The sequence below is a fragment of the Sulfolobus tengchongensis genome (assembly GCF_036967215.1).
GTDB classification, from domain to species: domain Archaea; phylum Thermoproteota; class Thermoprotei_A; order Sulfolobales; family Sulfolobaceae; genus Saccharolobus; species Saccharolobus tengchongensis_A.
Genome location: NZ_CP146016.1, coordinates 2,006,270 through 2,032,001 on the forward strand (window position 1 = coordinate 2,006,270; position 25,732 = coordinate 2,032,001).

Sequence of the window (25,732 nt, forward strand, 5' to 3'; positions counted from 1 at the left end):
ACTATGAGAATTACTGTACTTCAATACGTTGCAGGATTTCTGGGATTTGTATCAATTCCTTACGGAATTCTATCTCTCATCAAAAGTGGCTCAATCATCGGAATAAAATCCATAGAGGATATTATATTAATTTTCTTTGGATTCTTCGCTCTTTCCTATACTTTTACAACTAAAATTATGATAGAAAAACCTTTCGCTTTAACTTTTTCTGTAATTCTCTTTTATCTTTCTCTATTTACCCCAATGCCCCTTCTAAATAAAGTATTACTAATAGCAGGTGCAATTGTGGAAACGCAAATAGCATCCAGGAGAAATATTGGTGGCACAATATATACTATAATTGGTATATTAATATTGTTATATTTTATATACGAATATTTCTTAGGAGTGTCTCTAATGTCCTTGGCAGGAGTTGGAATATCATCACTAATTATAGTGTTGGCCAATAGGGATAAGGGGATAAAATACATTTCTTATTTTGCTTTTCCAATAGGGTTACCATTAATACTATATAGTGTTACAAGCCTATTTCCCATCTCGATAAACCCAGTACCGTTAATTATAGGAGTAGCCCTAATTTTACTTAACATAGTCCCAATAGGAAAGAGTCAACAACCTAGCATTAGTCATGATTCTAAGCTTGCTGAGAGCCTCTGTAGCAATATACAAAAGAGCGATTGTAAAGGGGCAATTGAAATTTACAAAAAATATATGGTATATATTCCACAGAATTGTCTAGAGAAGATAATATTGTGTGCAATAACACAAAATAATATACAAGATTTCAATTTGATTATAAATAATAATAATGCGAGAAGCTTAGCTGAAAAGTACGTTGATAAAATGACCCCAGAAATGATATACTCTTTAGCATTACTATCAAGTAAAAAGAATGAATTATTAGACCTTGCATGTAAAAAGGGTTTTAAAAAAGCTTGTGAGCAAACTAAACCAATATTGGATTTGAATAACTGGGATCCTAGAATTTGGATGGGAAAAGAGTTATATGATTACAAAGTAGTGGATATAATAGGTGTAGGTGGTACAAGTTACATACTAAAGGGCGAGAAAGACGGTAATCTTTATGCCTTGAAAGTACCCCTAGCAAAGTATTTAAATAACATAATGGATCTAGTTGGAGAATCATCAAAATTAATTGAATTATCCAATAAATCTCCTTATATAGTTAAATTATATGCTATATATGCAGACCAACTCGACGTTAAGGAAATAATCTCAGGAAATGCTGAAATTTATTATAATAAGCCACCAATGCTAGTAACTGAATTAATGAAGGGAGGCTCTATAAACGATATATTAGCTGTTAGAGAAATTGTTCAGTCCGAATTTTGGAGAAAAATTGTATTCATTACAACGAGTAAAATCTCTGAAGCTTTAGAGGTAATACACTCTGAAGGTTACGTTCATTGTGACATAAAACCCCAAAATATACTATTAAGTGAAAAACTTCCCCCCTATGCTAAATTGGCTTATGATAACATAAGGGCTAATAAGATAGTAGTTAAGTTAGCTGATCTTGGGTCCTCAGTTAGAGCTGGTCAAAAACCATTCAGTTATACTCCAGCGTACGCCTCATTTGACCTAGTCAAATCTACTGTATTTGGTGGGGTTTCACCAATGTCAGATATATATGAACTAGGTGCAACAGTCTATAAATTGCTAACTGGGTCAACTCTAAATACAAAAGAAATGATAGATGCAATGGACAGATTTGACGTGAGTAGAGATGTAAAATACTTAGATTATTCATTATATAGCGCCAGAAATTTGAGCTTATTAAGGAAATATGTAGATAGAGATACCTCGTCTTTTATTACGAGAATGGTAGACCCAGATCCCAATAGGAGACCAACAAGCAAAGAAGTTAAGGAATTTTTTAGCTCAAAAATCTAATCTACCGTCAAATATTTTTCTACTATAATACTTCCCAATATTAACATTATTACGCCGAACGCAACTAGATATAATATATATAGAGGATCTGGAGGATCTGCATAAAGTAAAGCGTCTCTTCCAAGTTCTGCGGAATAGGTTAGCGGGTTTACATTACTTATCGCCTTCAACCATGAGGGGAAGAATTCTTCTGGAAATAGTGCTGTACTAGAAAACATAAGAGGTAGATTTAGCAAGTTAGAGACAACTCCTGGAGCCTGCCAATCTGACGTATTAGTAGTTATTATAGCATAAACCGATGAAAAGCCCACGCCTAAAAATACGAGTCCTATTAACCATTCAATTAACCCTAACCAATCTATATTATATGTAACACCTAATGCTAAACTTACTAGAATCATTATTGGAACTTGAATTATACCTCTAGTCATCCCACCTAAGACTTTTGCATAAAATATAGCTGATTTTCTAGTAGGGGTTATCAATATTCTTCTTAGATAGCCAAGACGTTTATCTTGGATGAGACTCATTGAACTAAAAGAACCAACCATCATCATAGATACTGACAGTTCACCTGGCACGATGAAAGCTATATAATCATTCGTATGGAAAAACGTTTGCAAGAACTCACTTGGAACTTGAGAGAAACTACTTCCAAAAAATATTATCCACATTATTGGTTGCGCTAAAATCATTATCCACATATATCTGCTTCTGAAGAATCTCTTCATCTCTCTTTCATAAAGAGCTAAAACTTTGTCTATCATCTCCTAGCCCTCCTAATAGTCATATAAAATCTTCTAGCATCAAATTCCCCTTCTTCTATCGTAGTTCCAGTTAAGGTTAGGAAAACCGTATCTAAACTAGTCTTATTTACTCTTACTGCTTTAACTTTTACATCGCTTAACTGCCTTAGTACGTCTGCAACGATATTTTCAGCATTTTTCGTTCTAATTCTTATCCTTCCATCATTAATAGAGAGTTCACCAAATTTTTCTAATTTTTTCTTATCTGGAGTACCCTCATAATCTATCTCAATAACATCAACTCCGTATTTCTCTTTTAATTCATTAGGACTTCCAATTGCCACAATCTTGCCTTTATTTATAATTGCTATTCTCTCACACAACATGTCAGCCTCTTCCATGTAGTGTGTAGTTAAAAGTACACTAACTTGAAAATCCTTATTTATTTGTCGTATTATATCCCATAACGCTTTCCTAGTACTCACATCTAATCCAATAGTAGGTTCATCCATAAAAACTACTTCAGGGGAATTAAGTAACGCCATAGAAATTTCTAACTTTTTCCTCATACCAGTAGAGAATTTACCTACTTGCTTATCTTTGAACTCATATATGCCAAAATACTTTAAAAGATCAGTAGCCTTATCTTTCCAATCCTTAATACCTTCAAGTTTAGCTTGAAGCTCTAGGTTTTCCCACGCAGTTAAGTCATCATCAACAACAACCTCTGCTGCAATCCATCCTATTCTTTTCTTGACCTCATAAGGTTGCTTTATAACGTCATATCCTGCTACCAAAGCTTTGCCGCTCGTAGGCTTAGTTAACCCTGTAAGTATTTTTATTGTAGTTGTTTTTCCTGCTCCATTTGGTCCTAAAAGTCCAAATACTTCTCCCCGCCTAACTTCAAAATTTATATGATCTAAAGCTAATATATCACCATAATTTTTAGTTAGATCTTTTACAAAAACTGCAAGTTCCATTGGGAAAAAGATATGCTATAAAAAATAAAAACTTTTCGATATCGATATCGATTACTTCACCACCAGAACAGGAACATTAGATTTTGAAACTAATGCGCTTGATACACTACCTAATACTGCTTTTTTAATTCCCGTAAGTCCTCTACTACCGCTTACTATAAGGCTACAACCAATGTTGTTACAGTACTGTATTAAAGCGTCAACTACGTCATTACTCTCAAGGATTTTTTGCACAACCTTATAATCAGTTAACTCACTTAGAACCTCCTTTTGTATTTCCTTTGCTTTTTGCTCATTTTGAATTATTACTTGCTCAGGACTCCTAGGGGCTTCTTTTACTACAGTAACTAAATGTATCTCATCTTCCTTTCTTATTAAATTTAAAGCGAAAAAATAAGGCCTTTTTTGACTGGTCTGATCCATCATAGGCTATAACTACTTTCATATAGATAATTCTCTAGGTATGCCATTTTAAAAATTTCTATCGCTAATACTAAAAATTTTATAAAAATAAGTCATAAGAGGCATGTGAATATTAAGAAACTATCTAATAGTAGCATGTTTTTCAATTTTCTTAAGGTACTCCTCTATAGTCATAACTTGATTATTCTCATCAACTACTAGCGTTCCAGGAAATCCTTTTCTAGCTTTCAACAAATACCATACTACTACAATAACGCCAAATATAATCATCATTATGAGTTGTATACTATCCATCCCCAATATTGATTGAATATCTCCCCACGAGTTTATTAAAGTTGCTATAATAGGTATTAGGATATAAGTTATTTTCAGATCATTTATTCTCCAATAGAACACGGGAGCACCGAAGCCATCTAGTATTCTTCCTAAAAGCCAAAGCACGCCTTCCACTGCTGCAACCTCAGTAAAAGCTGTACTAATGCCCAAGGTCATAACTGAAAGTACTGTTACTGATGCAGTCGAGGCTCCAATTAATACAGTCGCAATTATCGGTTCGCCACTATCATTCACATTCAAGAAAATTGATGGTGCAGCTTTCTCTCTAGCTAAATTAAACAGAATCCTAGCTGCTCCTACGGTTGTTCCTATATTCGACGTTAATAGGCTATTAAGAGACAATATTATTGCAACATAAAGTGATATAGCTCCATATTTCGCCATCTCTACGAACAAAGGTTGGTTGGATTGAGATAGACTAGCTATCGTACCTGGCCATAATACTATCATGGCATAGGTTCCTAAAAACATAGATACGCCTCCTATGATTAGTGCTAGCCACATTCCTTTAGTCACGTTTTCATGGGGATTTTTAGTTTCCTCGCCTAAGTAAGTGGCTGCTCCAGCACCCGAAATACTCACAGTCGTTAACACAAATGCTGTAGCTAAATCACCTAGACTCTTAAACTTAGGGATAAAGTAATCAAAATGAACGCCTTTACTTAAGGATAAAACGAACAATGAAATAAGAAGAACAGCTTCCGCGGTTGCACTAATAGTTACAACGTAACCTAACAATTTCTTAACGTGCGTAAGTGAAATCAACGTGGGGTAAATTATGCTGAAAATAATAATTGCGTATAGTAGCCAAGATGGAATTGATATCCCTAATACGTTAAAGGAAGTAGAAAGGATGAGGTATATTGAAATTACATTAACGACATTAAGAAGAGTATACGCCACCATTTCTGTAAGAGCTTCTAGAAAGGCCAATTTCTTACTTCTCCAAGCCCCATAATTAAAGTTGTAATATCCTCCCGCGCTTGCTAATTTCCTAGTATACATGGATAAAGTGTAGATCCATAATGCGCTTGCTATTAGGGATAAAAAAGTAGTAAATACTACTGATGAACCCGCATACATTATTGCTGCAGTAGTTGTTGACACTACACTACCAAGGGGTGCAGTAACTGCCATTGCTTGCGCGTAATTTTCCTTAAATGATAAAACAGCTTTCCTAAGCTCCATTGTATCTCCCTTTAAGCTTTACTGTCCTAAAAGTTTAAAAAATTTCCCTAAATTAAGATGAGGGATTTCATAAAAGCTTAAAAGACATTCCCTTGAAAATTTTAAAAATGAGCTTAAAGGTTATATTAAAAGTATTTACATTAAGGGTCGATACTTTAATCTCTATGCTTTATAAAAGGCTGTTAAAAGAAAAACTACTTATTTGTTTTCAAAATTAACTCTAGATTTTTCTTTAAATCTTCGAATCGTATTTTCATTTCTGGTGGCATTGGTTTTTTAGGGTTAATAGAATTTATAAGATCCAAGGACTGCTTAACTTTTTCAATAGCTTCTCTCTTATTTTTATACGAATTGTAATATGCTTCTCTAAGCAACCTAACAGCTTCTCTCCATTTTTTAAAATCATCATCGGTTAGAATACCTTCCTTAATATGGTATAATTTTATATCATCCTCAACAAGGGGTGCCTCATTATTTACAACTTTCCATAAAACATTTTTAACATCATCCATACGTGATAATCTAAATCACATAGTAGAATAAAAATTCTTATGTGTATTTTAAGGAAGTTTGTTGTTGAGGTTCATAAGGACCAAATTTTTGTGTAAATTTCAACATGATACTAACTCCCGCATTTCTCACATTTAATAAAGTATTCATAAAATCATTTGCAGATAATCCTTCCATGAAAAGAGGTTTAGAAACTTGAATTACATTAGGGACTTCTTGATTTGGAGGTAATGCTATGAAATCCACACCATAACGTAAAGCTTCTAGTTGTAAATCAATTACGAATTTAATTCTTTCCTCTCTATTTAATGACATTAATGCACTAACGTGAGATGGATGTATTCCTATCCCCATAGCTATTACGTAAAATTTTGAACTATCACTAACTCTTACTATGCTAATTGTAGGACCTCCTTGAGGTGGAGAGGCTACTATGTGAAAGAACTCCTTAGCTTGAGGAGGTCTACTAGTAGTTAATCCCAATTCCTTTAACCACTCCTCTATTTGCCTATCCATTGATCTATCAAACATAATCTTCCCTCTTTACTTCATTTTCAGCATTTCCCTTATCTATATATTTTTTCACATTTAAGCATGCTATAAACATTGCTCGCTTCATTATATTCTCATTACCATAAGCCCCAGCAGTATGTAAAGTTCCAGTAAAATTCTCCAGTTCCCACAACTTAGTATTATAGAATTCCTCTTTACCATTCTTCCTCCAAAAAACGTCTGTTGCAAATCTAACATCGGGCCTCTCTTTAAGTAATTTATAGATCCCTTCCTCATCTACAGTTTCACCTCTTCCCACATTGACAATTATTGCATTTCTTTTTACATTTTTTAAGAGGTCATAGCTCAATAGATTCCTAGTTTGCTTGTTTAAGGGTAACGTATCTACTATTATGTCAGCTTCATTAATTTTCTCTTTAAGCATCGACATACTATGTTTTTCATCAAACCACTCTGGTTTTTTAAAGGATCTCGAAATTCCTATAACATAATTCCTAAATGCTGTCTTACCTATTCGTGCTACCTCTGATCCAATACCACCAGCGCCCAAAATCAGCAATATTCTCTCAGAAACGTCATATACAATCGTTCTTTTTTTAGTCCCCACTCCTTTAGCTGAGGCCAAAATCAAAGCCCATGCATGCTCAGCCACTGAAAGAGAATACGCTCCAGCATTTGAGAAAACCTTAACGTAAGGAGGAACCACAGAGAAGTCTAAATCATCAACTCCAGCAGAAAAAGTCTGTATCACTTTAAGATGAGGCATCTTACTTATTAAATCTTTATTAATTCTACTTGGCCAAGTTAACAATATTTCAGCACTTCTATAGTCTTCATCTGTCAGATTTTCATCTTTAACTTGAATTACATTTTTGCATTCATCAGGGACCCTTTCTGTTGATATAATTTTCATGTGATTTACATTAACATGGAAAGATATATAGTTTTCAACATTCAGAAACCACTTAGCCTAATCTTATTTAATGTTCTCTTTCCCTCATCAGTTATTTTATATTTGTCCTCGAAACATGATACTAGACCAAACTTCTCTAGTTTATTTAAGTGAGTTCTAACGACTTTTCGACTTAGGTTCAAAGCAGTAGATATGTCTTCTACTTTTGCTCCATTCTCAAATTTCGCTGTAAATTCTAAAACTTTAATTAAATTATACCTAGATTTACTATTTATAATAATATCGGATGAAGACGAAGAGGATTTTGGATCTAAACTTAAAGGAATAATAAATATATTACCCCTAAGAAAAGGACAACTAAATGATCTATAGCTATGATGCTTTGACATTAGTAACGCTATATGAAATAAGAATATACTAATAACTAGCAACAATATCTGCCTTAAATACATTTAATAGTAGCAATGAGGCATATAATATATTTCTTATCCCAAAATTTTCCATGTTGTCAACGATATGTCTACGAAATTTTTAGGAGCAACATTTATTAACCACTGAAGACATATTTGCTTTTACTTAACTAAGTAAAAAATTGACAGAACATTGTTTCATACTTTTAAACAGACAAGTAAATTTAAATATGGGGATTTATAAGATAGCGTGTGAGTAACAAAAACAGAATTTTCGTTAGGGAAACTTCTGGATTAATAAAAAACGTATCCATGTTAGACGCGGTTGCACTCAATATTGGTAATATGTCAGCAGGAGTAGCACTGTTTGAATCAATCTCGCCGTACATTCAACCAGGAGGAGTGCTATGGCTTGCATCAATAATAGGCTTTGTATTCGCTATACCTCAACTGCTAATTTATGTATTCTTAAGTATGAAAATACCAAGAACCGGTGGAGATTATGTGTGGATTTCGAGAAGTTTAAATGGCGGCTTAGGTTCTACGATGGCTATGGCACTAATGATTGAGTCTACTGCATATTTCGCGTTAGTTGCGTTCTTTACATCTTCTGCCATAAATACTGTACTAACTGTAATTGGGGAATACCAACACTCAAATGCACTGTTAAATATTGCAAATAATATTATAGTTGACCCTTATACAGTAACGCCGACATTTGAACAGAGCTTGATAATATATGGAATTTCTGCATTAATTTTCGTTATAATTATACTACTTAACATTTTTAGAGCTAAATGGGGTTATAGGCTGGTATCAATACTGGGCATATTCTCTATGTTAACCTTAGTACTAGCCATGATTGTATTGGCTATTAACTCTGGAGATTTCTACTCTAAGATTTCTACATTAATAAACGCTAATAATTTAAACGTTACAATTCCCTCGATAAGAGGGCCTGCATTACCTACATCAGTATCGTTGACTGCAACGTTATTTTTGTTGCCATTTTTCGCACTATATACATATCCTTGGATGCAAGCCGGTCCAGCTGTTGCTGCAGAATTTAAAGGTAAGAATACTATAAAGTGGAATTTACCTATAGCATTGATAATTACTGGAGTTTTAGTAACAGCAGCGTTTCTTGAAATGGACATTATCGCTGGCTACAATTTTAATCTTCAAGCATATCCAACTTTCCTATATAACTTCTGGACTGCTGCAATAGCAGTGTCATCGAACCCAATTCTCCAATGGATAATTGGGTTAGGTTTAATCATATGGAATATTTATATCTTAGCTTACGGTGTTATAGTTTTCGCCAGATACGTATTCGCATTGTCTTTTGATAGAGTGTTACCAGAGAAATTTAGCCAAGTGAATAAATATGGTTCACCAGTCTACGCTCACGCTTTAGATCTCACATTGACATTGGTACTCTTATTGGTGCCCGTATTCTCCATAGGTGCTGCAATATCATTATATGGAGCTACAATATTAGGTAGCTTGTATTTCCTTATCGTAAGCATAGCTGGAATCGTATTTGGAATTAAAGACAGAAACTTAATCTTACCTATAGCAGGCATAATATCGGCTGGATATTTCGCTTACTTAACCTATATTGCGGCGACAAATCCAGATTTCGGCTTCATGACATCTAGTGGACCAAACGTAATTACAACTGTATTTGTTGTAGGGACTTTGATAGGAAGCGCTCTAGTATATGTAGTTTCAAAAATCTTACATAAGAGAAAAGGTATTGACATAGATCTGGCTTTCAAGGAAATACCGCCAGAGTGAAGATATTTTTTATTTTTAAACGTAGTAAAATAGAAAGATATGTTTTTACTCCCTACTATTATTATCTACTTCAATTTCCTTTATTATCCTTATAGAATCGGTATTAAGTATTGGGGTGTTACCGTATTTACCCTTCGTAAAACCTATAATACTATTAAATGGCTTACCATTCAAATCAAATAATGAGGATTTAAACACGAATAATACGCCTTTTTGCATGGAACTATCTTTTTTAAACAGAACCTTAACCTTTCCGTATTTCGTATGTAAGAAACCGACTCCCTCATATTCGGAATTATACACGACTGTAGCTTTATTTCCATAAACTTCCTTAAATTGACTATTAGTATAATTAGGATGAGATGAAAAGACTACAACATATTCATTAGGTTTTACTAGTTGCTTTGGTAAGGGTTCCACTTTGACCTTTCCATCAGGGTATTTAGGAGTCACCTTTATAAAGCCCTTAATCTTTAACTCTTCGACGTCAACGTTGGTGGCTTTACTTATCGCCAACCATTCGTTTTCATACAATATTTCGTCTAGTATTTCCAATCTATTAGCTAGTTTTCTCATTAACTCAATCTCTGTTATCCCTATCTTAGGTAAAATGGGCCTATTATATACAAGATAATTATGCCAATAACTGTATACTATATCCTCTTTTTCAAGATATGTCGGAGCCGGCAAAACCACATTAGCAATTTTTGCAGTCTCAGACCAGAAAGGATCATGAACCACCAAGAATAATTTACCTTCTTTTACGGCTTCCTGTATCCTATCAGACATGGGTAAAGAGTGTAAGGGATTAGAATTCCAGACAAACATAAAAGTTATCTTACCTTCTTCCACTTCCTTTCCTACATCTGCCATGCCTACAATCCTTGAAGGAGAATACTTATGAAGACCCCTTAGGTACCGAAAATCTATCCCAAGTCCTTGAGAATTTGAATAATAGAATCCTCTTCTCATTCCAAGTAGTGCAGGTATAAGAGAGATTAACGAAATTGCGTCTCCACCATTTAAACTTCTACCTAATGCAAACCCAATTATGGTTAATGGTCTCCTCTCATAATAGATTTCAGCCAATTCCTCAATCTGAGATTTAGATAAGCCAGTATTTTCTTCTATCTCATCATCTTTAAACGAAAAGACGTATTCTTTCAGTTTAGTTGGTTCATCTAAGAGCGATGTATTTGCCCAGTTCTTCTCAAATAGTTTTTTCATGATACCTATTGCTAGATACGCATCACTACCGGGCTTTACAATATATCTCTTATCACTTCTTTTTGCGGTCTCTGACAGCCTTACATCTATAGTTATCTTAAACTTATCTTTAATTAAATTCCATCCGTGAATGAAACTAAATGCAGATTCGCTCCCCCATATTACAAAAGACTCAAATTTCAGAAAATCCTCTGGGAAAGCGCCAACAGAACTACCATAATGGAGTTTAATGGCTTCATGCCCCTCAGAACTGCAAATTGAATAGTCAGTTGACGCAGTTCCCATGACATTCCACAGTCTTGCAGGAAAATACCATGTTAATAGGCCTTGATTACCGTCGTAATCTACATGAAGGATTTCCTCTTTTCTCCTCTTCCTTATCTCATTAGCAATTAAATCTAATGCTTGCTCAATACTAACCGGCTTTCCTTCTATATAAGCAGTATCTATTCTATTCATGTAGTTTCGTTTTAGATCAGCTATTCCTCTAGAGCACGTAAACCCATTAATGGGAAATATGTTAAGAGGTGTATGATTATCGTCAAATATACAAGTATCATAGCAGTCTCGTGTGCAAGCATGAACCATAATATTTTATAAGGTGAAATCTAAAATTAAAAAATTAAGTGAAGAGAGCGACCGTAGCTGAAAGATGAGGATATTCCTTTAAGCTGAAAATCTAAGCAAAATAGCTACCGAAAGTGCATAAATTCCAAATAGTGAAAGCCCCTCATTTATCTTTATATTTCTATCCCTTATTATTCCTAGAGTTAACACACTTACAGCTACTATTAACAGTAAATATAATAAAGATGGTCTGAGGCTAATTGTCTGTGAAAGTCCTATTATACTTAAAAGGAGAGTCATGTTCTCTAACTTACTTCCGATAAAATTCATTAAAGCTGTAGTAGCACTTGAAGGAGAGTCTAATATAAGCTTTATTGCGGTTAGATTTTCCTCTAACTCTGCTGCAATAGGAGTTATTAACACAGCCAATAATATGGGTGACATTTTAAAAATTGTTGCTACATCAATTATAGTTGTAATAAAATACTTAGAAATGAAGATTAAAGGTAGACCACCAGCTAGAACATAGGTTAATCCCCTTATTGTGTTCCCACCAATTTTTATTTCGCTTCTATAGTTTTTGTATCTCCTATAAACGTAGTACACATAGGGAGATAATAGAAAGATTGCTATATAATAATTTAATCTACCGTATATAATTGCAACAATAAAAATTACAAGTGCCATTAAAAACGAGTTATACTCTATATTTATGTCCTTATCTAAACTGATCGTACCAGATTTATATTTTGCGTAATAAAGAATAGAAACAAACCCTATTCCTAAAGTAAATAACAAAATATTACCTCCTAAAGCAGATCCTAACGCAATATCATAAGAACCGTTAAGCACTGCGAAAAGAACTATTATTGTTTCTGGTAAAGAGTTAATGAAGCCTAATATTAACCCTCCTGCTATCCCTTTGCCAAAAGTTTTTTCTAATTCTTCCGTGCCTCTAGCCATTAAACTGGCTGATACACTAATCAAGATAATCAGAGCAATTAATTGTAATATTAATAACCAGATCAACCTAATAAAAATTTATGTTTTAGTTCCCTATAAGCTGTAATTAAAAAATTACAAGTATTCCCATATACCTTTCCCTTTATAATTATAGACTATTGATTTGTAAGCCGTTACATATTGTATAGTATAACCTATTCCTTCTCTTCCTATTCCGGAATCCTTCCTACCTCCAAACGGGAAGTAACCTATTCCGTGTCTAGGATAGTCGTTAATGTAAATCGCACCAACTTCCAAGAACCTTTGAAGCTTTCTTATTTTGTTAATATCTTTTCCAAATATTGCAGCATCTAGCCCATATCTTCTATTATTGGATATCTCTATAGCCTCGTCTATATTCTTAACCTTTATCAAAAGTGCTACTGATGCAAACACCTCCTTGTTATACAAATACATTTCTTTAAGCGTCTCCCTAGGTGCTTCAATTAGAGCTGGCTCTATATAAGTAGGACCAATTCTTTTGCCTCCAAATAGTACTTTACCGCCTTTCTCTACAGCATCCTTTATTGCTTTTTCCCATTCGTCAGCAGTTTTCGTATCTATAACTGGGCCAACAGTTGTTGACGGATCTCTGGGATCACCGACCTTTACCGATTTCATCAACTCCTTTACTAATAGATCCTTTAAGGTATCATAAACTTCTTCCTCAACTATAACTAGCTTAACTGAATCACATCTCTGTCCGGTATAACTTATTATACCATTAGCTATTCTTTGTGCTGCCCAACCTAAGTCTGCGTCACTTAATACTATCGCTGGATCTCCTCCACCTAATTCCATGATAAACTGCTTAATTCCGGCATTCCTTATTACCTCCTCTCCAGTTTCTGTACTTCCAGTTAAAGATATTGCCTGAATCCTTTTATCCCCAACGACTTTATTCATCTCCCTACCTGGAACCGTAAGTATTGCAAATGCGTCTCTTGGGAATCCCGCTAACTCCATTACTTTTGCTAACATCAAAATAGGAATTGGTGTAGATGAAGGAGGTTTAATTATAATTGCGTTTCCAATTACTGTAGTGTATACTATCTTATTTACGGTATCAAAGAGAGGGTAATTAAATGGAACAATGGAAAGAACAACTCCTACAGGCTCTTTCCTTACAATCGCCTCAGTTTCTAACGTTTCTGAACTCCAATCACCGGGTACATAATCTCCTCTGGTTTCCTTTACATCTAAATCAGCGCGTTGTAACCTTTCAATTGACGCTTTTACTTCACCTTCTGATGCAGATCTAGTTTTACCATTATTTATCATCAAAGCATTAATGAAATCTTCCTTAAATTTGTCTATTAGTGAAGCCATTCTCTTATAGATCTCTAGCCTTTTTTCACCCGGTGTATCTCGTATACTCCACCTTCCTTTTCTATAAATATGATCTATAGTATTATCCATTTGATTCCAATTTAACTTAGGGAATTTAGCTATTACATTTAAGTCAATTGGACTTACAACATCCTGCCATTCATCTCCACCAATCCATTGACCAGCTAAATAGACTTTAAAGTATGGAATTCCGTCCTTTATTTCATATATCTCCGTAAGTTCCTTTGATTTAATCGTCAATGAAGTTTTCTCCATAATATAAAACTGCCAGTGAAAAATTTTAAGATTGAGCTTTACGTTTTAAATTCATTTAAAAATCTATCGGCATCCTCCGGTGTAGGTGTCATCTCGTTATCTCCCCTTACAGTTATAACTAACGTAGACGCTACTATTCCATGCTCAAGAGAGTATTCTATACTTTTTCCTTGAAGATACAAAGAAACGAACGTACCTGCCATAGCATCGCCTGCACCTGTTGGATCTTCAACGGGAACTTTGTACGCCTCTTTAAAGGCTTTAGTTCCGTCATGATAAGCGACAGCGCCTCTAGCGCCTAATTTATATAATAATACATTTACGCCCAGTTCCTTATACTTCCTATATGCCTCATCTGGATCTGTGATACCCAATAAGATCTTAGTGTCATCTGGATCTGTAATTAAAACCTCTATATCATACTTCCTTAAAATGCCCAAGATAGTTTCCTTAGCCTTCTCTGCAGACCAGAGTTTAGGTCTAATATTTGTATCGAAGCTTCTAGATCTAGCTAATTCGAAAGCTTTAATCACAGCATCCTTTGCACTATCACTTATGGCTAAAGTGATTCCAGTTGAATGAACTAGTTTAGAGCTTTTAATATAACTCTCATCTACATCTTCCGGTGATAATTTACTTCCAGCGCTTCCTTTTCTATAATATATCAACTCACTTTTCATGGGTATTGGATAACCTCTCTGTATGAAATATATTCCAGTGAATGAGTCATCAATCTTAATATGTGTAGTGTCTATACCTTGAGCTCTAGAGTATTCTATAATGTTTCTACCAAATTCATCATTCCCTACTCTGGCTATTATACCACATGTCAAATGATTCCTAATAACCGCTATACAGAAATTAAGTTCAGAACCAGCTATATGCTTCTCGAAATAGTTAACAAACCTTAGAGGTCCAGGGGTAAAAGAATTGAATTGAATTAGGGGCTCTCCTAAAGCTACTATATCAACCATAGGGTTATATTATTGTTTCAGTATTTTAAGCTCTATAAGCTTGGCTTTAATACCTTCCACCTTGCTAATAAGTTGCTTTTCCTCCTCGCTGTCCAATGGGAATATTGGAGGTCTGGGATAACCTAAATCATAACCTTGGAAATATTTAGTTAGAACGTAATTTGAAGATAGGCTACCGAATATTCTGGAAGCCTCTATTACCTCATCATGCAAGAATTGTAACTTTAATGCTTCATCTATTCTCTTTTCCATGGCCAATTTCTTTATGGCAACCGTAACTTCTGGCAGGTAATTGGACCCTGCTGCAACACTTCCATCTAACCCAGTAGAGATTACAGTTGTAATTAACATATCTGAACCACTATAAACTTTCATGTTAGGATTAAGACGTTTATAGTCAAGCGTATGTATTATATTTTCTATAGTATCTTTAACTCCTACTAAACAACCTATCTCTTTAGCTATCTTAGCATCTATATCTTTCCCTGTAGCTGAGGGATAATTATATAGATAAACTGGATGTGGAGAAATTTCGCATAATGTTTTAAAATATTTAACTAAATGTTTCTCTGGCATTCTAGGATAGTAATAAGGAGCGTATGATGCTATCCCCACAATATCGTAGTCTTTACTTAATTTCGCTAGTTTTATTGACTCTTCTAGATTAAGCCCACCAACTTGAAATATTATCCTATTTGTAATATCATACACTACTTTTAGATTCTCTAATTTCTCCTCTGGAGACAGAGATGGGCCTAAACCAGTAGTACCATTTACAAATATTTTATCTATTCCCTTTTTAATTAGATTCTCGGCATGAATCTTCAATTTTTCCTTATCTATTCTGTTATCCTTAGTAAAGGGAGTAATTATAGGAGTTATTATCTCTGCCATCTCACACACCGTATCTCTTCCAGGTCCCTTTAACTACCCAAACTGGTTCTTCCAATACTTCTAATGGAATTGGTTCAGCTCGCAACTCTTCTATTAGCTTCTCGTTAATTGATACTCCTATTCCGGGCTTATCTGGTACTTTAACGTGACTTGATTCAACTGGAGTCTCATTATATACTAAGTCCCTTTTCCATTGAGGGAACCAATCGTAAAAGTTTTCAAGTAAGTATAAATTCTGTGTTACTGCACTTACTTGAATCGACACAGCATTTTGAATTGAACCAAATGCGTTATGAAACGCTACTTCTACGTCACTAGCTTCGGCTATTTTTATAACGTTTTTAGTTACTGTTACACCACCTATATTAGTTAAATCTGGTTGTAAGATATCCACTAACCCTTCCTCAATATAAAATGACGCCTCTTTTTCGCTTATCAGTCTCTCACCTAACGCGACTCTTAGAGAGGTACGACTCTTATACTTCTTTAGTCCAATTACATCTTCATGATGAACTGGCTCTTCCATAAATCCTGGATTGTATTTTTCTAATCTTTTAGCTATCATAATTGCGGAGTTAGCGTTGAATCTGCCATGATGCTCTATCAAAATATCAACGTTATCACCGACGGCTTCTCTAACAGCCTTTACTCTTTCCTCGGCTTCTACTAATCCCTTTTCGTCTATCCAATCATAATACGGACCAAATGGATCGAACTTCAAAGCTCTATAACCCTTCTTTACTACTTCCTTAGCCTTCTCTGCAAAATCCTCTGGAGTTACACAATCTTGATACCAACCATTAGCATATACTGGAACTTTATCTCTAACCTTTCCACCTAGTAATTTGTAAATTGGAGCACCTAGCTCTTTTCCTATTATATCCCATGATGCAATATCAATAGCACTGGTTGCTGTAGCTGACTCGAAAGATCTAGCTAGATAGAAATCCTGCTTATACCACTCGTGGTAATTCTTTTCAACTTCCTCTACTTCTCTTCCTATATAACCCTTAGCCACTTGCTTAATTGCATTATATACTGATATAACTCTTAACGTGGGTACTGCTTCGCCATAACCTACGGCTCCATTTTCAGTTATAACTCTTACAACTATCATTGTAGAAGCCCAAGTTGCACTGCCTTTCTCTTTAGAGGTAAGTACTATCGGTTCTACTTCTCTTATCTTCATAAGCTATATTTTGGGGAGAAAAATATAAACTTGAGAGATGCGAAATATTAGTGACAAGGATATAATAAAAATTATAGGCTATATTATAAGAGCTATTTTATTATTTGGTATAGGAGTCGAAATAGTAGTAACAATATACGATATTGTGACTAGCGTAATTGCCCATAATATATCAACATTAACTAATACAACAATAACTGGACCTTTACTAATCCTAGTTATTATAGAACTTTATATCGCAATTAATAATTATCTTTTAGGGAAAGAAAGAAGTATAACAAACGTTATAGATGCAGGTATTTCCTTCTTCGTTAGAGAGATTATCCTTGAGTTATTTTCTGAAAGTTATGATGTGACCAAATTACTTATCCTTGCAGGAATAGTTGGCATATTAGCTTTCTCAAGATTTATATCAAATAAATAACAATTTACGTAAATCATCAACTAGAAATAAATGAGATAAATTTTCCCTATCATCACTAGATCCAAAATCCTTAATGTAATCATGCATATGCAGGAACAAAGCAGAGGCTACTTCTTTTTCTTCTCTATTCAGAATTAAAACTGCTATTGTCTCACAATCACTATTACTGGTTAAGAAATCGATATGCCAGTGAAACTTATTCTTTATTTTAGACAGATGCCTTTCTATTCTTCTATTACAATATTTTCCACAAGAGCCCACATACGCGTAAATCCCTCTCTTTATAAGAAAAATTTTATTACTCTTAGTCCTTATTTTAACATCTTTATTGCAACGTATAAGTAAAATATAGCTCTTCTGTTGTCTCATATTACTGGTCTTCTTCTTAAGTGCTTTCCGCCTTGACCTTTAAATCTCTCTTCTTCCCAAACGTTTCCTCTCTCATGATATCCTCTTTCTTCCCAATAACCGTCAACGTAGTCTTTTAAGAATTCAACTTCAGTCAACCATTTTGCACTTTTCCACGCATATAAATGAGGAATGATAGGCCTAGCAGGAAAACCGTGTTTTAAAGGTATTTTTTCTCCATTCATAAATAACGCTATGATAACGTTATCTTTTAATAAATCTTCATATGGCACAATTGTCGTATATCCATCTAAACTATAAAACATCACCCAGTTTACTCCTTCTTTAACGCCTGCCATTTCTACTAACAATTTAAATGGAATTCCCTCCCATTTCACACTTTTGACAGACCAGCCAGTAACGCAATGAAAATCCTCTACTATTTCCTTCCTAGGTAATTTCAATAATTCTTCATAAGTGAATGAGAGCGGTTTCTGAACTTCTCCACTAACCTTAAACCTATATGTTTCTAAGTTAACCTCTGGGATTCCAAACTCAGCATAAATAATAAAGTTCTTTATATATTTTTGATTTGGTGGTTTCTGAACTTCTTGCATAATAAGATATTAGAAAGAACGTTTAAAAAGATGCATTAGTAAAAACTAACTATTCTGTCCTTTTAATCATATTTACCTCCTGCATATATGCCTTCATTATTGAGTCATACGTAAGAATTCCTAGGAATTCTCCTTTATTACTGAGTACTGCAACCCACCTAGTTTTATTATTAGCCATTATTTCTAATGCCTGCTCTAACGTTGAAGTTAATAATACATAAGCAGACCCCTTAGTTAAATACTTACCTACAGTATCTTCTGATTTAGCTTTTTCTAAGTCCCTTAAATACACTAGCCCTAGAAAAGTATTATTATGATCGATTACCGGCAAACTCATAAAATTGTTTTCAAACATTATTTTAATTGCTTTATCTACCTTATCATTTATATAAACACTTATATTTTCTAGTTCACATTTCTCTACTTTTATAGACTCCATAACTGGAATCTCGTATTCAGCCTTATGTGCAGGAGAATCCTTTCTCGTTGGGAGTTGCGAAATATATATTGTATTTCCACCAGAAATCAAATAAGAAATTGCGACCGCAATCATAGCCCCAGGTAATAACTGAAGGCTTGATGTCATTTCCGTGACCATTATTAAAACTGATAATGGAGCCTTACCAGCACCAGCGAAGAAAGCCATCATACCTATGATTACAAATGGTGCGATATTTGGCACAACGTTAGGAAAGAGATAATGGAAAAGCAATCCGACACTAGCACCTAAATAGGCACCTATAAATAAGCCAGGGGCAAATACTCCTCCACTGCCTCCAGAACCTACCGAAAATGAAGTGGCAATGATCTTTATAAAAGGAAGTAGAACTATTAAGAGAATTGGTGGAATAACTGGAGAATACATTACAGAAAACTTTCCGTATTCGACAAGGTTTATCCATCCATATCCGACTCCAAGTACTTCGGGTGCTAATAGACCAATAAAGCCAGTTATTGCACCACCAATAGCTGGCTTAACATGATTAGGAATATTAAGTCTCTTAAAGACTTTATTAATACCGTAGAAAGTTTTAGGGTATAGAATAGCCATTAAACCCGCAATTAGCCCTAGTACAGCATACATCGGTAACCTAAGTGGATTAAAAACCCCAGTGTAGTATCCAAACACTGGGGTAAAGCCAAATATACTGCCAAAGATTGTATATCCAATTGCAGAGGCAATAATAGATGGATAGATCACTTCTGGTTCTATATCCCTTTTATAAAGGATCTCAGCTGAGAGAATTGCACCGCCAATAGGTGTTTTAAATATTGTCCCTATACCAGCTCCTATACCTACAGCTAAAGCTATTCTCCTATCTTCCGGACTAAGACGTAGCAAATCAGCTATAACTGAGCCTACACCAGCTGAGAATTGCGCAGTCGGGCCTTCCCTACCCGCACTACCTCCAGAACCTATAGTTATAGACGATGCTATGATCTTTACTGGGATCACAATCCATCTCACTTTTCCTTGAAAATAATGATAAGCCCTTATCGCCGAGTCCGTGCCATGACCCTCTGCCTCAGGAGCCAATGTATATACAATAATACCAGATAGTAACCCGCCAATAGCTGTCGAAACTGGAATAAGTAAATATCTTCCTGGATTAAAAATAAAATTTAACGTACCTCCTTCTCCAAGGGGCTTAGGATAGCTCATCCCCACAAAATTAGATAAAAATAAACTCTCGAAAAAATGAAGAAGAAGATAAAAGGAAGTTGCAGCTAGTCCAGCCACTATCCCTAAAATAATTCCAAGGATAAGCCATTTCTCAAAATAAGGCAATGATGATAGATTTCTCATCATAGAATTGTTAGAGAAATTGTGGCACTTAAGGTTTTTGAACAAATCCTCTAATTAAATTTATAGGTGACATCTGCTTTGTAGGGGTATTTATAAGCTATCTGGTTTGTTACGTTATTTATACTACGAGGAGAATATGAAAAAGTAAAGTAAGTTTTGAAAAACCCCCACAAAGTAGGTGACATCTATTATTTTTGCATTCCAATTTACTGTTTACGACGCATTAAAAAAATAGAACTAGAATTAAGTTTATTACATTAGGAAAAGTGAAAAAGATCACTCATTTCCATATTTCTAATTATTCCTTTTATTTTAACTTTATCACTAACAATAATTCTAAGTAAAACTTTTTAGTATGGTATAAACAATTTATATGATACTATATGGGAGAGAAAATTATCGAAAATCTTAAGGAGGTTGAAGAAAAAATAGACTATAATGTCAGACTTTATAAGGAAATATATAAAGAGAGCATACAAAATCCATCAATTTTCTGGAGTAAATTAGCTGAGGAACTTATAGGCTGGTTTGAGCCATGGAGGGAAGTCTTTAAGCACGAAACAGTAACTAAATGGTTTATAGGTGGAAAGTTAAATGCAAGCTATAACGCAATTGATAGACATCTAAATACTGACAAAAAATTTAAAGCAGCAATAATTTGGGAGTCGGAAAAAGGAGAGAAAAAAGAACTCACCTACCAAGATCTATTTTATGAAGTTAATAGATGGGCTAACGCATTAAGGCAATTAGGGGTAAAAAAAGGAGATAGGGTTACAATATATATGCCCTTAACCCCTGAAGGAATATTAGCAATGTTGGCGTGTGCGCGAATAGGTGCTATCCATAGCGTAGTTTTTGCGGGATTTGGATCGCAAGCACTAGCTGATAGAATTGCTGATGCACAATCAAAAGTAGTTATAACTACTGATGGCTATTGTAGAAGAGGAAAACTTATAGAACTTAAAAAGACTGTAGATGAAGCCTTAGAAAAATTACATAACAACCCAGTAAAACATGTTATTGTATTCAGAAGGAGTGGCGTTGAAATTCAATATAAGGAAAATAGAGATATTTATTTTGACGAAATAGGAAAATACAAATATGTTGAGCCAGAGCCAATTGAGTCAACACACCCCCTATTCATACTTTACACGTCGGGGACTACAGGTAAACCGAAAGGAATAGTACATTCTACTGGCGGGTATCTAGTAGGTACAGCTACAATGTTATTATGGAGTTATGGACTAAGTCAAGATAATGACGTATTATTTAACACTTCTGATATAGGCTGGATAGTAGGTCACTCCTACATAACGTATTCTCCCTTAGTTATGGGTAAGACAGTAATTATATACGAGAGTGCGCCAGATTACCCGTATCCAGATAAATGGGCTGAATTAATAGAAAAATATAGGGCTACTACGTTTGGGACTTCCGCGACTTTTCTAAGATATCTAATGAGATACAATGAAGAGTACTTCAAAAACCATGACTTATCATCACTTAGAATTTTGGTAACAAATGGTGAACCATTAAATTATGCACCGTGGAAATTTGGACTAGAAATAATAGGTAAAGGTAAAATCTATATCTCACACCAATGGTGGCAGACTGAAACGGGCGCGCCAAATCTGGGATACATGCCAGGTTATCCTATATTTTTACCAATGAAGTCTGGTCCGGCATGTGGGTTCCCATTACCGGGTAGTAAAATAAAGGTGTTAGATGAAAACGGAAATATGACGAAACCCAGAGAAAGAGGTTATCTAGTAATGGAACCACCTTTCCCACCATCTATGATGATAGGAATGTGGAACGATGAAGGAAATGAAAGATTAATAAAGACGTATTTTAGTAAGTTCCCTAACTTGTACTACACTGGTGATTTTGCTATGATAGATGAAGATGGATACGTGTGGGTCTCTGGAAGAGCGGATGAAACTCTAAAAATTGCAGGCCATAGAATAGGTGCAGGTGAGGTCGAATCTGCGATAACTTCACATCCTGCAGTAGCTGAAGCTGCAGTAGTTGGCGTACCAGATCCAATAAAAGGAGAAATAGCCCATGCATTTGTCGTTTTAAAGCAAGGCTATACTCCAAATGATGAACTAGCTAAAGATATACAAGATCATGTGAGAAAAGTTATGGGATCAATAGTGATAATAGAGATTCATTTCGTCAACGCCTTACCAAAAACCAGATCTGGAAAAGTAATGAGGAGAGTTATAAAAGCCGTAATAACTGGAGCCACTGTAGGAGACCTTTCCACATTAGAGGATGAAGCATCAATGGACGAGATAAAAAGAGCTATAGAGAAGTTAAAAAACCAATTAGGTCCATGAGATAACCGTTTTTATTTCTCCTTTAGGTTTTGCATACAACACATCTGGCGCTTCTTCTGGCTTAACAACTTTAGTCACCATTTTATTTAGCAATGAAGGATATCTATATTTCCAGACAGTTAGAAAATTTACTCCATCTTCAAAGTCTTTCTTGCTAGCATTTACACTTCCAAATAGTAGTACGTTATTTTCCACAAGAAATGTAACTAATTCGGCAGTTATTTCAGATGCTTCTCCCCCAGTTGTTCCAAATAAAATTAAAGCAGAGTTCTTATTTAGCTTATTTAACAGCGGAATGAAGGCAGAGGGATGTCCAGAGGTATCTATCAATACGTCTATATTAGTGGAGATGGATTCTTTTTTTATATTAATAAAATTCGCACCCATTTGCCTAGCAATTTCTAATTCAATTGGAGATGGATCTCTTTTGTTCAAAATCGTCACGTTAAAGTTTTGAGATGAGAAAATTAGCGAAAACAATAGTCCTATTGGCCCAGATCCTATTATCACAGCATTCCTGCAGTCATAACTTCCATCTTTACACCACCATATCATTCTCCTTTGCGTCTGCATTAGCTCGTTATATGCCTTAACAACATTGGATAAGGGTTCAAGTAAAATAGCTACGTCAACTATTTCTGAGGGAATCTTAATCAAATACTCCTCGTCGTCTATAAACATTTCTCGCATAAATCCGTCTAAACCTCTAATTCCTGCCTCAACGAATTCTCCTGTTTCACAAAAATCTTGCCTTCCAGATAAACAGTTTGAGCACTTACCACAACCTCTTCTTACAATGGAGACAACGTAATCTCCCTTTTTGAATCTAAGTACTTTAGATCCAGTTTCAACAATTTGGCCTAAGTTTTCATGCCCTAAAACTAAACTATTTTTACCAGCCGGAGGTCTTGAAAATTTTAGTAAACCAGAGACAATACCCCTATCAGTTCCACAAATACCATTAGCTATTGTCTTTATCAAAGCCTGCTTCTCGCCTATAGATTTAACATCGTATTCTATTTCTCTTACTTCGACACCTTTATTTGGAGGATTAACAACTATTGCCTTCATAAAAATAAATACAGTATTTAAACTATTTAAAGATACAAGATCCACCATCAAATTTTTCCCAATTGTTTGAAAAATAAAACTCACACTCAATCTTCCTTCCCTCTATAACTAAAGGTACCCAATGTTTGTCATCTTCCCACATCTTATCATAAGGGATCTCATCAATGTTAACCCAAATTGGTATTGCTTCGTCGGTTTCCATCGGAATACCTTCAAACTTTCTAACTATGTAAACTTCCATGGTCTCAGCGTCTTCCCCATCAACCTTAAATAAAATCTTACCAGCGCATTCAACTTCTTTAGCAATTAGCATTGTTTCTTCTTTAAGTTCTCTAATTGCGCATTCTTTTCCATTTTCACCATGTTCAACCTTACCTCCCGGAAACGAGAATAATCCCCTTCCTAGTCCTCTTTTCTTATATATCATCAAGATTTTATCTTTATTAAGAACTAATGTAATACACGTGTACATATACTTTTATAAAGTAAGGAGACGGATAATAAATGTGAATATAGAAACTTTAATGATAAGAAATCCTCCAATAGTGTCTAAGGAAGATAAGCTAATTAGTGCATTTAAGAAAATTAACGAAGGAGGAATAGGCAGAATTATTATAGCAAATGAGAAAATTGAAGGATTAATAACTACTAGAGATCTGCTATCATCTGCAGTAAATTACTGTAAAGATATCTGCACTCAAGGCGATTTGTATCGCATATCTTCATCACCGGTTACTGATTATATGACTCCTAATCCTATTACAGTATATAATAACACTGATATATTTACTGCAATAAATATAATGGTTACAAGAAATTTTGGATCGCTACCAGTTGTTGATATTAATGATAGACCTATAGGAATAGTTACTGAGAGAGAATTTTTATTGCTTTATAGAGATCTAAGCGAGGTATTTCCCGTCAAGGTTTTTATGACAAGTAAAGTACAGACTATCTATAAGGAGGTTAGGCTAGATCAAGCAGTAAGATTAATGATGAAGAGAGGTTTTAGAAGATTACCTGTAGTCGATGAAAATAATAAAATAATAGGAATAATAACTGCCGTTAATGCTATTAGACAATTAGCAAAGGCCGTGGATAAATTAGATCCAGATTACTTTTACAATAAAACGGTAAAGGACGTTATGGTAACGAGTTTAGTAACGATCGACGAAATGGAATCCCTAAATAAGGCAGCAGCTGAAATGGTGGTAAGGCGAATAGGTTCTCTATTAATATTAAACAAGGATAATACTATAAAGGGAATAATAACAGAGAGGGACTTGTTAATAGCTCTACATCATTTATTAGTAATGGAGAAATTTAAGGAAAAACTTTAAACTAATTTAAATCTACTAGATCGCATGAAGGAAATAATTTACACGGAGAAGGCTCCTAAGCCAATAGGTCCCTATTCTCAAGCAGTAAAAGTTGGAGATATACTTTACGTATCTGGTCAACTTCCAGTAGACCAAAAAACAAATGAAATCGTAGGTAAAACCATAGAAGAACAGACCACTAAAGTACTTGAAAATATAAAATCAATTTTGGAAACTGCTGGTTATACATTAGAAGATGTTACAATGTCTTTTGTATATCTAAAAGATCTAAAAGATTTTCAGAAATTTAACGAAGTATATTCTAGATATTTTACCCAGAAACAGCCAGCACGAGTTACGGTAGAAGTATCTAGATTACCAAGAGATGCATTAATAGAAATAGCGGTTATAGCTCAAAAGGGTTAAGAAAAAATCTTTTTTAATAGTCTTTCTACGTGTGGGCAGTCTAGGTCAAATAGTTCATGATTTCCATGTTCAACGCAACTCGCTTGAATTGGCTTACCTTCTAATAGAACTACACTGGCTTCGTCGTCCTCCAATATTGTATATGCAAGCCCTTGGAACACTTTTCGGAATGAAGTTTCTGTCATTC

Annotated in this window: 25 protein-coding genes and 1 pseudogene; 6 read left to right on the plus strand and 20 right to left on the minus strand. The window is 34.7% G+C overall.

What is annotated here, in order from left to right; genetic code table 11:
- Positions 1 to 3: 3 nt before the first annotated feature.
- Complete coding sequence (locus V6M85_RS09505) at positions 4 to 1,914, plus strand: protein kinase domain-containing protein (protein ID WP_338599220.1); 1,911 nt, start codon at positions 4 to 6, stop codon at positions 1,912 to 1,914.
- On the opposite strand, the gene V6M85_RS09510 is transcribed toward V6M85_RS09505, so the two are convergent.
- The 8 genes and pseudogenes from V6M85_RS09510 to V6M85_RS09545 all read right to left on the minus strand — a co-directional run bounded on the left by V6M85_RS09510 (position 1,911) and on the right by V6M85_RS09545 (position 7,954).
- On the minus strand, positions 1,911 to 2,681 hold the full coding sequence (locus V6M85_RS09510) for an ABC transporter permease (RefSeq protein ID WP_338599223.1): 771 nt from the start codon (positions 2,679 to 2,681) through the stop codon (positions 1,911 to 1,913). The genes V6M85_RS09505 and V6M85_RS09510 overlap by 4 nt on opposite strands.
- Positions 2,678 to 3,640: an ATP-binding cassette domain-containing protein gene (locus V6M85_RS09515; protein ID WP_338599226.1), complete on the minus strand. Its 963-nt coding sequence runs from the start codon at positions 3,638 to 3,640 to the stop codon at positions 2,678 to 2,680. The genes V6M85_RS09510 and V6M85_RS09515 overlap by 4 nt, the downstream gene beginning before the upstream one ends.
- Positions 3,641 to 3,691: 51 nt before the next feature.
- Positions 3,692 to 4,085 (minus strand): annotated as a pseudogene (locus V6M85_RS09520) (universal stress protein).
- 98 nt (positions 4,086 to 4,183) lie between these two features.
- Positions 4,184 to 5,587, minus strand: a complete 1,404-nt coding sequence (locus V6M85_RS09525) for an APC family permease (protein ID WP_338599229.1) — start codon at positions 5,585 to 5,587, stop codon at positions 4,184 to 4,186.
- Between the two features lie 194 nt (positions 5,588 to 5,781).
- Complete coding sequence (locus V6M85_RS09530) at positions 5,782 to 6,099, minus strand: hypothetical protein (protein ID WP_338599232.1); 318 nt, start codon at positions 6,097 to 6,099, stop codon at positions 5,782 to 5,784.
- 37 nt (positions 6,100 to 6,136) lie between these two features.
- Complete coding sequence (locus tag V6M85_RS09535) at positions 6,137 to 6,628, minus strand: DUF2299 domain-containing protein (protein WP_338599234.1); 492 nt, start codon at positions 6,626 to 6,628, stop codon at positions 6,137 to 6,139.
- Positions 6,621 to 7,523, minus strand: a complete 903-nt coding sequence (locus tag V6M85_RS09540; protein WP_338599236.1) for a glycolate dehydrogenase — start codon at positions 7,521 to 7,523, stop codon at positions 6,621 to 6,623. The genes V6M85_RS09535 and V6M85_RS09540 overlap by 8 nt, the downstream gene beginning before the upstream one ends.
- Positions 7,524 to 7,564: 41 nt before the next feature.
- On the minus strand, positions 7,565 to 7,954 hold the full coding sequence (locus V6M85_RS09545; protein ID WP_338599239.1) for a winged helix-turn-helix domain-containing protein: 390 nt from the start codon (positions 7,952 to 7,954) through the stop codon (positions 7,565 to 7,567).
- A 231-nt stretch (positions 7,955 to 8,185) separates the two neighbouring features.
- Here V6M85_RS09545 and V6M85_RS09550 point away from each other — a divergent pair, with 231 nt between their 5' ends.
- On the plus strand, positions 8,186 to 9,733 hold the full coding sequence (locus tag V6M85_RS09550) for an APC family permease (RefSeq protein WP_338599242.1): 1,548 nt from the start codon (positions 8,186 to 8,188) through the stop codon (positions 9,731 to 9,733).
- 45 nt (positions 9,734 to 9,778) lie between these two features.
- On the opposite strand, the gene V6M85_RS09555 is transcribed toward V6M85_RS09550, so the two are convergent.
- The 6 genes from V6M85_RS09555 to V6M85_RS09580 form a co-directional block, all read right to left on the minus strand.
- Positions 9,779 to 11,548, minus strand: a complete 1,770-nt coding sequence (locus tag V6M85_RS09555; RefSeq protein ID WP_338599244.1) for a molybdopterin-dependent oxidoreductase — start codon at positions 11,546 to 11,548, stop codon at positions 9,779 to 9,781.
- A 78-nt stretch (positions 11,549 to 11,626) separates the two neighbouring features.
- Entirely contained in the window at positions 11,627 to 12,556 is a 930-nt protein-coding gene (locus V6M85_RS09560) for a sodium:calcium antiporter (protein ID WP_338599246.1), read from the minus strand.
- A 48-nt stretch (positions 12,557 to 12,604) separates the two neighbouring features.
- Complete coding sequence (gapN, locus tag V6M85_RS09565; protein ID WP_338599248.1) at positions 12,605 to 14,134, minus strand: NADP-dependent glyceraldehyde-3-phosphate dehydrogenase; 1,530 nt, start codon at positions 14,132 to 14,134, stop codon at positions 12,605 to 12,607.
- Between the two features lie 38 nt (positions 14,135 to 14,172).
- Positions 14,173 to 15,108: a bifunctional 2-dehydro-3-deoxygluconokinase/2-dehydro-3-deoxygalactonokinase gene (kdgK, locus tag V6M85_RS09570; RefSeq protein WP_338599251.1), complete on the minus strand. Its 936-nt coding sequence runs from the start codon at positions 15,106 to 15,108 to the stop codon at positions 14,173 to 14,175.
- A 9-nt stretch (positions 15,109 to 15,117) separates the two neighbouring features.
- Positions 15,118 to 16,002, minus strand: coding sequence for a bifunctional 2-dehydro-3-deoxy-phosphogluconate/2-dehydro-3-deoxy-6-phosphogalactonate aldolase (locus tag V6M85_RS09575; RefSeq protein WP_338599254.1), 885 nt, complete (start codon positions 16,000 to 16,002; stop codon positions 15,118 to 15,120).
- A 1-nt stretch (position 16,003) separates the two neighbouring features.
- Positions 16,004 to 17,191 (minus strand): mandelate racemase/muconate lactonizing enzyme family protein, encoded by a 1,188-nt coding sequence (locus V6M85_RS09580; RefSeq protein WP_338599257.1) that lies wholly within the window; start codon positions 17,189 to 17,191, stop codon positions 16,004 to 16,006.
- Positions 17,192 to 17,228: 37 nt separating this feature from the next.
- Here V6M85_RS09580 and V6M85_RS09585 point away from each other — a divergent pair, with 37 nt between their 5' ends.
- The gene (locus V6M85_RS09585) at positions 17,229 to 17,615 is read left to right on the plus strand and encodes a phosphate-starvation-inducible PsiE family protein (RefSeq protein ID WP_338599260.1); all 387 of its coding nucleotides are present in this window, start codon (positions 17,229 to 17,231) and stop codon (positions 17,613 to 17,615) included.
- Here V6M85_RS09585 and V6M85_RS09590 read toward each other — a convergent pair.
- Genes V6M85_RS09590 through V6M85_RS09600 form a run of 3 tightly spaced genes read right to left on the minus strand, consistent with a single transcriptional unit; the run spans position 17,604 to position 20,390 of the window.
- Positions 17,604 to 17,984 (minus strand): GIY-YIG nuclease family protein, encoded by a 381-nt coding sequence (locus V6M85_RS09590; RefSeq protein ID WP_338599263.1) that lies wholly within the window; start codon positions 17,982 to 17,984, stop codon positions 17,604 to 17,606. The genes V6M85_RS09585 and V6M85_RS09590 overlap by 12 nt on opposite strands.
- A complete protein-coding gene (locus tag V6M85_RS09595) occupies positions 17,981 to 18,580 on the minus strand; it encodes a sulfite oxidase-like oxidoreductase (RefSeq protein WP_338599265.1) in 600 nt (199 codons plus the stop codon). Before V6M85_RS09595 ends, V6M85_RS09590 begins: the two co-directional genes overlap by 4 nt.
- Positions 18,581 to 18,629: 49 nt before the next feature.
- Positions 18,630 to 20,390 carry a chloride channel protein gene (locus V6M85_RS09600; RefSeq protein ID WP_338599269.1) on the minus strand — a complete coding sequence of 587 codons (1,761 nt, stop codon included), beginning with the start codon at positions 20,388 to 20,390 and terminating at the stop codon, positions 18,630 to 18,632.
- Positions 20,391 to 20,770: 380 nt separating this feature from the next.
- Between V6M85_RS09600 and acs the strand changes: the two genes are divergently transcribed.
- On the plus strand, positions 20,771 to 22,729 hold the full coding sequence (acs, locus tag V6M85_RS09605) for an acetate--CoA ligase (protein ID WP_338599271.1): 1,959 nt from the start codon (positions 20,771 to 20,773) through the stop codon (positions 22,727 to 22,729).
- Here the strand turns inward: acs and V6M85_RS09610 are convergent.
- Together V6M85_RS09610 and V6M85_RS09615 are read right to left on the minus strand one after the other, a co-directional pair.
- The gene (locus tag V6M85_RS09610; RefSeq protein ID WP_338599274.1) at positions 22,718 to 23,800 is read right to left on the minus strand and encodes a glucose 1-dehydrogenase; all 1,083 of its coding nucleotides are present in this window, start codon (positions 23,798 to 23,800) and stop codon (positions 22,718 to 22,720) included. The genes acs and V6M85_RS09610 overlap by 12 nt on opposite strands.
- Positions 23,801 to 23,822: 22 nt before the next feature.
- A complete protein-coding gene (locus V6M85_RS09615) occupies positions 23,823 to 24,272 on the minus strand; it encodes an 8-oxo-dGTP diphosphatase (RefSeq protein ID WP_338599276.1) in 450 nt (149 codons plus the stop codon).
- 34 nt (positions 24,273 to 24,306) lie between these two features.
- Here V6M85_RS09615 and V6M85_RS09620 point away from each other — a divergent pair, with 34 nt between their 5' ends.
- Positions 24,307 to 25,140, plus strand: a complete 834-nt coding sequence (locus tag V6M85_RS09620; RefSeq protein WP_338599278.1) for a CBS domain-containing protein — start codon at positions 24,307 to 24,309, stop codon at positions 25,138 to 25,140.
- 24 nt (positions 25,141 to 25,164) lie between these two features.
- Positions 25,165 to 25,545 carry a RidA family protein gene (locus tag V6M85_RS09625; protein WP_338599281.1) on the plus strand — a complete coding sequence of 127 codons (381 nt, stop codon included), beginning with the start codon at positions 25,165 to 25,167 and terminating at the stop codon, positions 25,543 to 25,545.
- Here the strand turns inward: V6M85_RS09625 and V6M85_RS09630 are convergent.
- A complete protein-coding gene (locus V6M85_RS09630; protein ID WP_338599285.1) occupies positions 25,542 to 25,730 on the minus strand; it encodes a hypothetical protein in 189 nt (62 codons plus the stop codon). The genes V6M85_RS09625 and V6M85_RS09630 overlap by 4 nt on opposite strands.
- Between the last annotated feature and the right edge of the window lie 2 nt (positions 25,731 to 25,732).

What these genes read in the sequence shown, in the direction of transcription:
- V6M85_RS09505 (WP_338599220.1), top strand. Translation starts at nt 4, where the DNA reads ATGAGAATTACTGTACTTCAATACGTTGCAGGATTTCTGGGATTTGTA.
- V6M85_RS09510 (WP_338599223.1), bottom strand. Translation starts at nt 2,681, where the DNA reads ATGATAGACAAAGTTTTAGCTCTTTATGAAAGAGAGATGAAGAGATTC.
- V6M85_RS09515 (WP_338599226.1), bottom strand. Translation starts at nt 3,640, where the DNA reads ATGGAACTTGCAGTTTTTGTAAAAGATCTAACTAAAAATTATGGTGAT.
- V6M85_RS09525 (WP_338599229.1), bottom strand. Translation starts at nt 5,587, where the DNA reads ATGGAGCTTAGGAAAGCTGTTTTATCATTTAAGGAAAATTACGCGCAA.
- V6M85_RS09530 (WP_338599232.1), bottom strand. Translation starts at nt 6,099, where the DNA reads ATGGATGATGTTAAAAATGTTTTATGGAAAGTTGTAAATAATGAGGCA.
- V6M85_RS09535 (WP_338599234.1), bottom strand. Translation starts at nt 6,628, where the DNA reads ATGTTTGATAGATCAATGGATAGGCAAATAGAGGAGTGGTTAAAGGAA.
- V6M85_RS09540 (WP_338599236.1), bottom strand. Translation starts at nt 7,523, where the DNA reads ATGAAAATTATATCAACAGAAAGGGTCCCTGATGAATGCAAAAATGTA.
- V6M85_RS09555 (WP_338599244.1), bottom strand. Translation starts at nt 11,548, where the DNA reads ATGGTTCATGCTTGCACACGAGACTGCTATGATACTTGTATATTTGAC.
- gapN (WP_338599248.1), bottom strand. Translation starts at nt 14,134, where the DNA reads ATGGAGAAAACTTCATTGACGATTAAATCAAAGGAACTTACGGAGATA.
- kdgK (WP_338599251.1), bottom strand. Translation starts at nt 15,108, where the DNA reads ATGGTTGATATAGTAGCTTTAGGAGAGCCCCTAATTCAATTCAATTCT.
- V6M85_RS09575 (WP_338599254.1), bottom strand. Translation starts at nt 16,002, where the DNA reads ATGGCAGAGATAATAACTCCTATAATTACTCCCTTTACTAAGGATAAC.
- V6M85_RS09580 (WP_338599257.1), bottom strand. Translation starts at nt 17,191, where the DNA reads ATGAAGATAAGAGAAGTAGAACCGATAGTACTTACCTCTAAAGAGAAA.
- V6M85_RS09585 (WP_338599260.1), top strand. Translation starts at nt 17,229, where the DNA reads ATGCGAAATATTAGTGACAAGGATATAATAAAAATTATAGGCTATATT.
- V6M85_RS09590 (WP_338599263.1), bottom strand. Translation starts at nt 17,984, where the DNA reads ATGAGACAACAGAAGAGCTATATTTTACTTATACGTTGCAATAAAGAT.
- V6M85_RS09595 (WP_338599265.1), bottom strand. Translation starts at nt 18,580, where the DNA reads ATGCAAGAAGTTCAGAAACCACCAAATCAAAAATATATAAAGAACTTT.
- V6M85_RS09600 (WP_338599269.1), bottom strand. Translation starts at nt 20,390, where the DNA reads ATGATGAGAAATCTATCATCATTGCCTTATTTTGAGAAATGGCTTATC.
- acs (WP_338599271.1), top strand. Translation starts at nt 20,771, where the DNA reads ATGGGAGAGAAAATTATCGAAAATCTTAAGGAGGTTGAAGAAAAAATA.
- V6M85_RS09610 (WP_338599274.1), bottom strand. Translation starts at nt 23,800, where the DNA reads ATGAAGGCAATAGTTGTTAATCCTCCAAATAAAGGTGTCGAAGTAAGA.
- V6M85_RS09615 (WP_338599276.1), bottom strand. Translation starts at nt 24,272, where the DNA reads ATGTACACGTGTATTACATTAGTTCTTAATAAAGATAAAATCTTGATG.
- V6M85_RS09625 (WP_338599281.1), top strand. Translation starts at nt 25,165, where the DNA reads ATGAAGGAAATAATTTACACGGAGAAGGCTCCTAAGCCAATAGGTCCC.
- V6M85_RS09630 (WP_338599285.1), bottom strand. Translation starts at nt 25,730, where the DNA reads ATGACAGAAACTTCATTCCGAAAAGTGTTCCAAGGGCTTGCATATACA.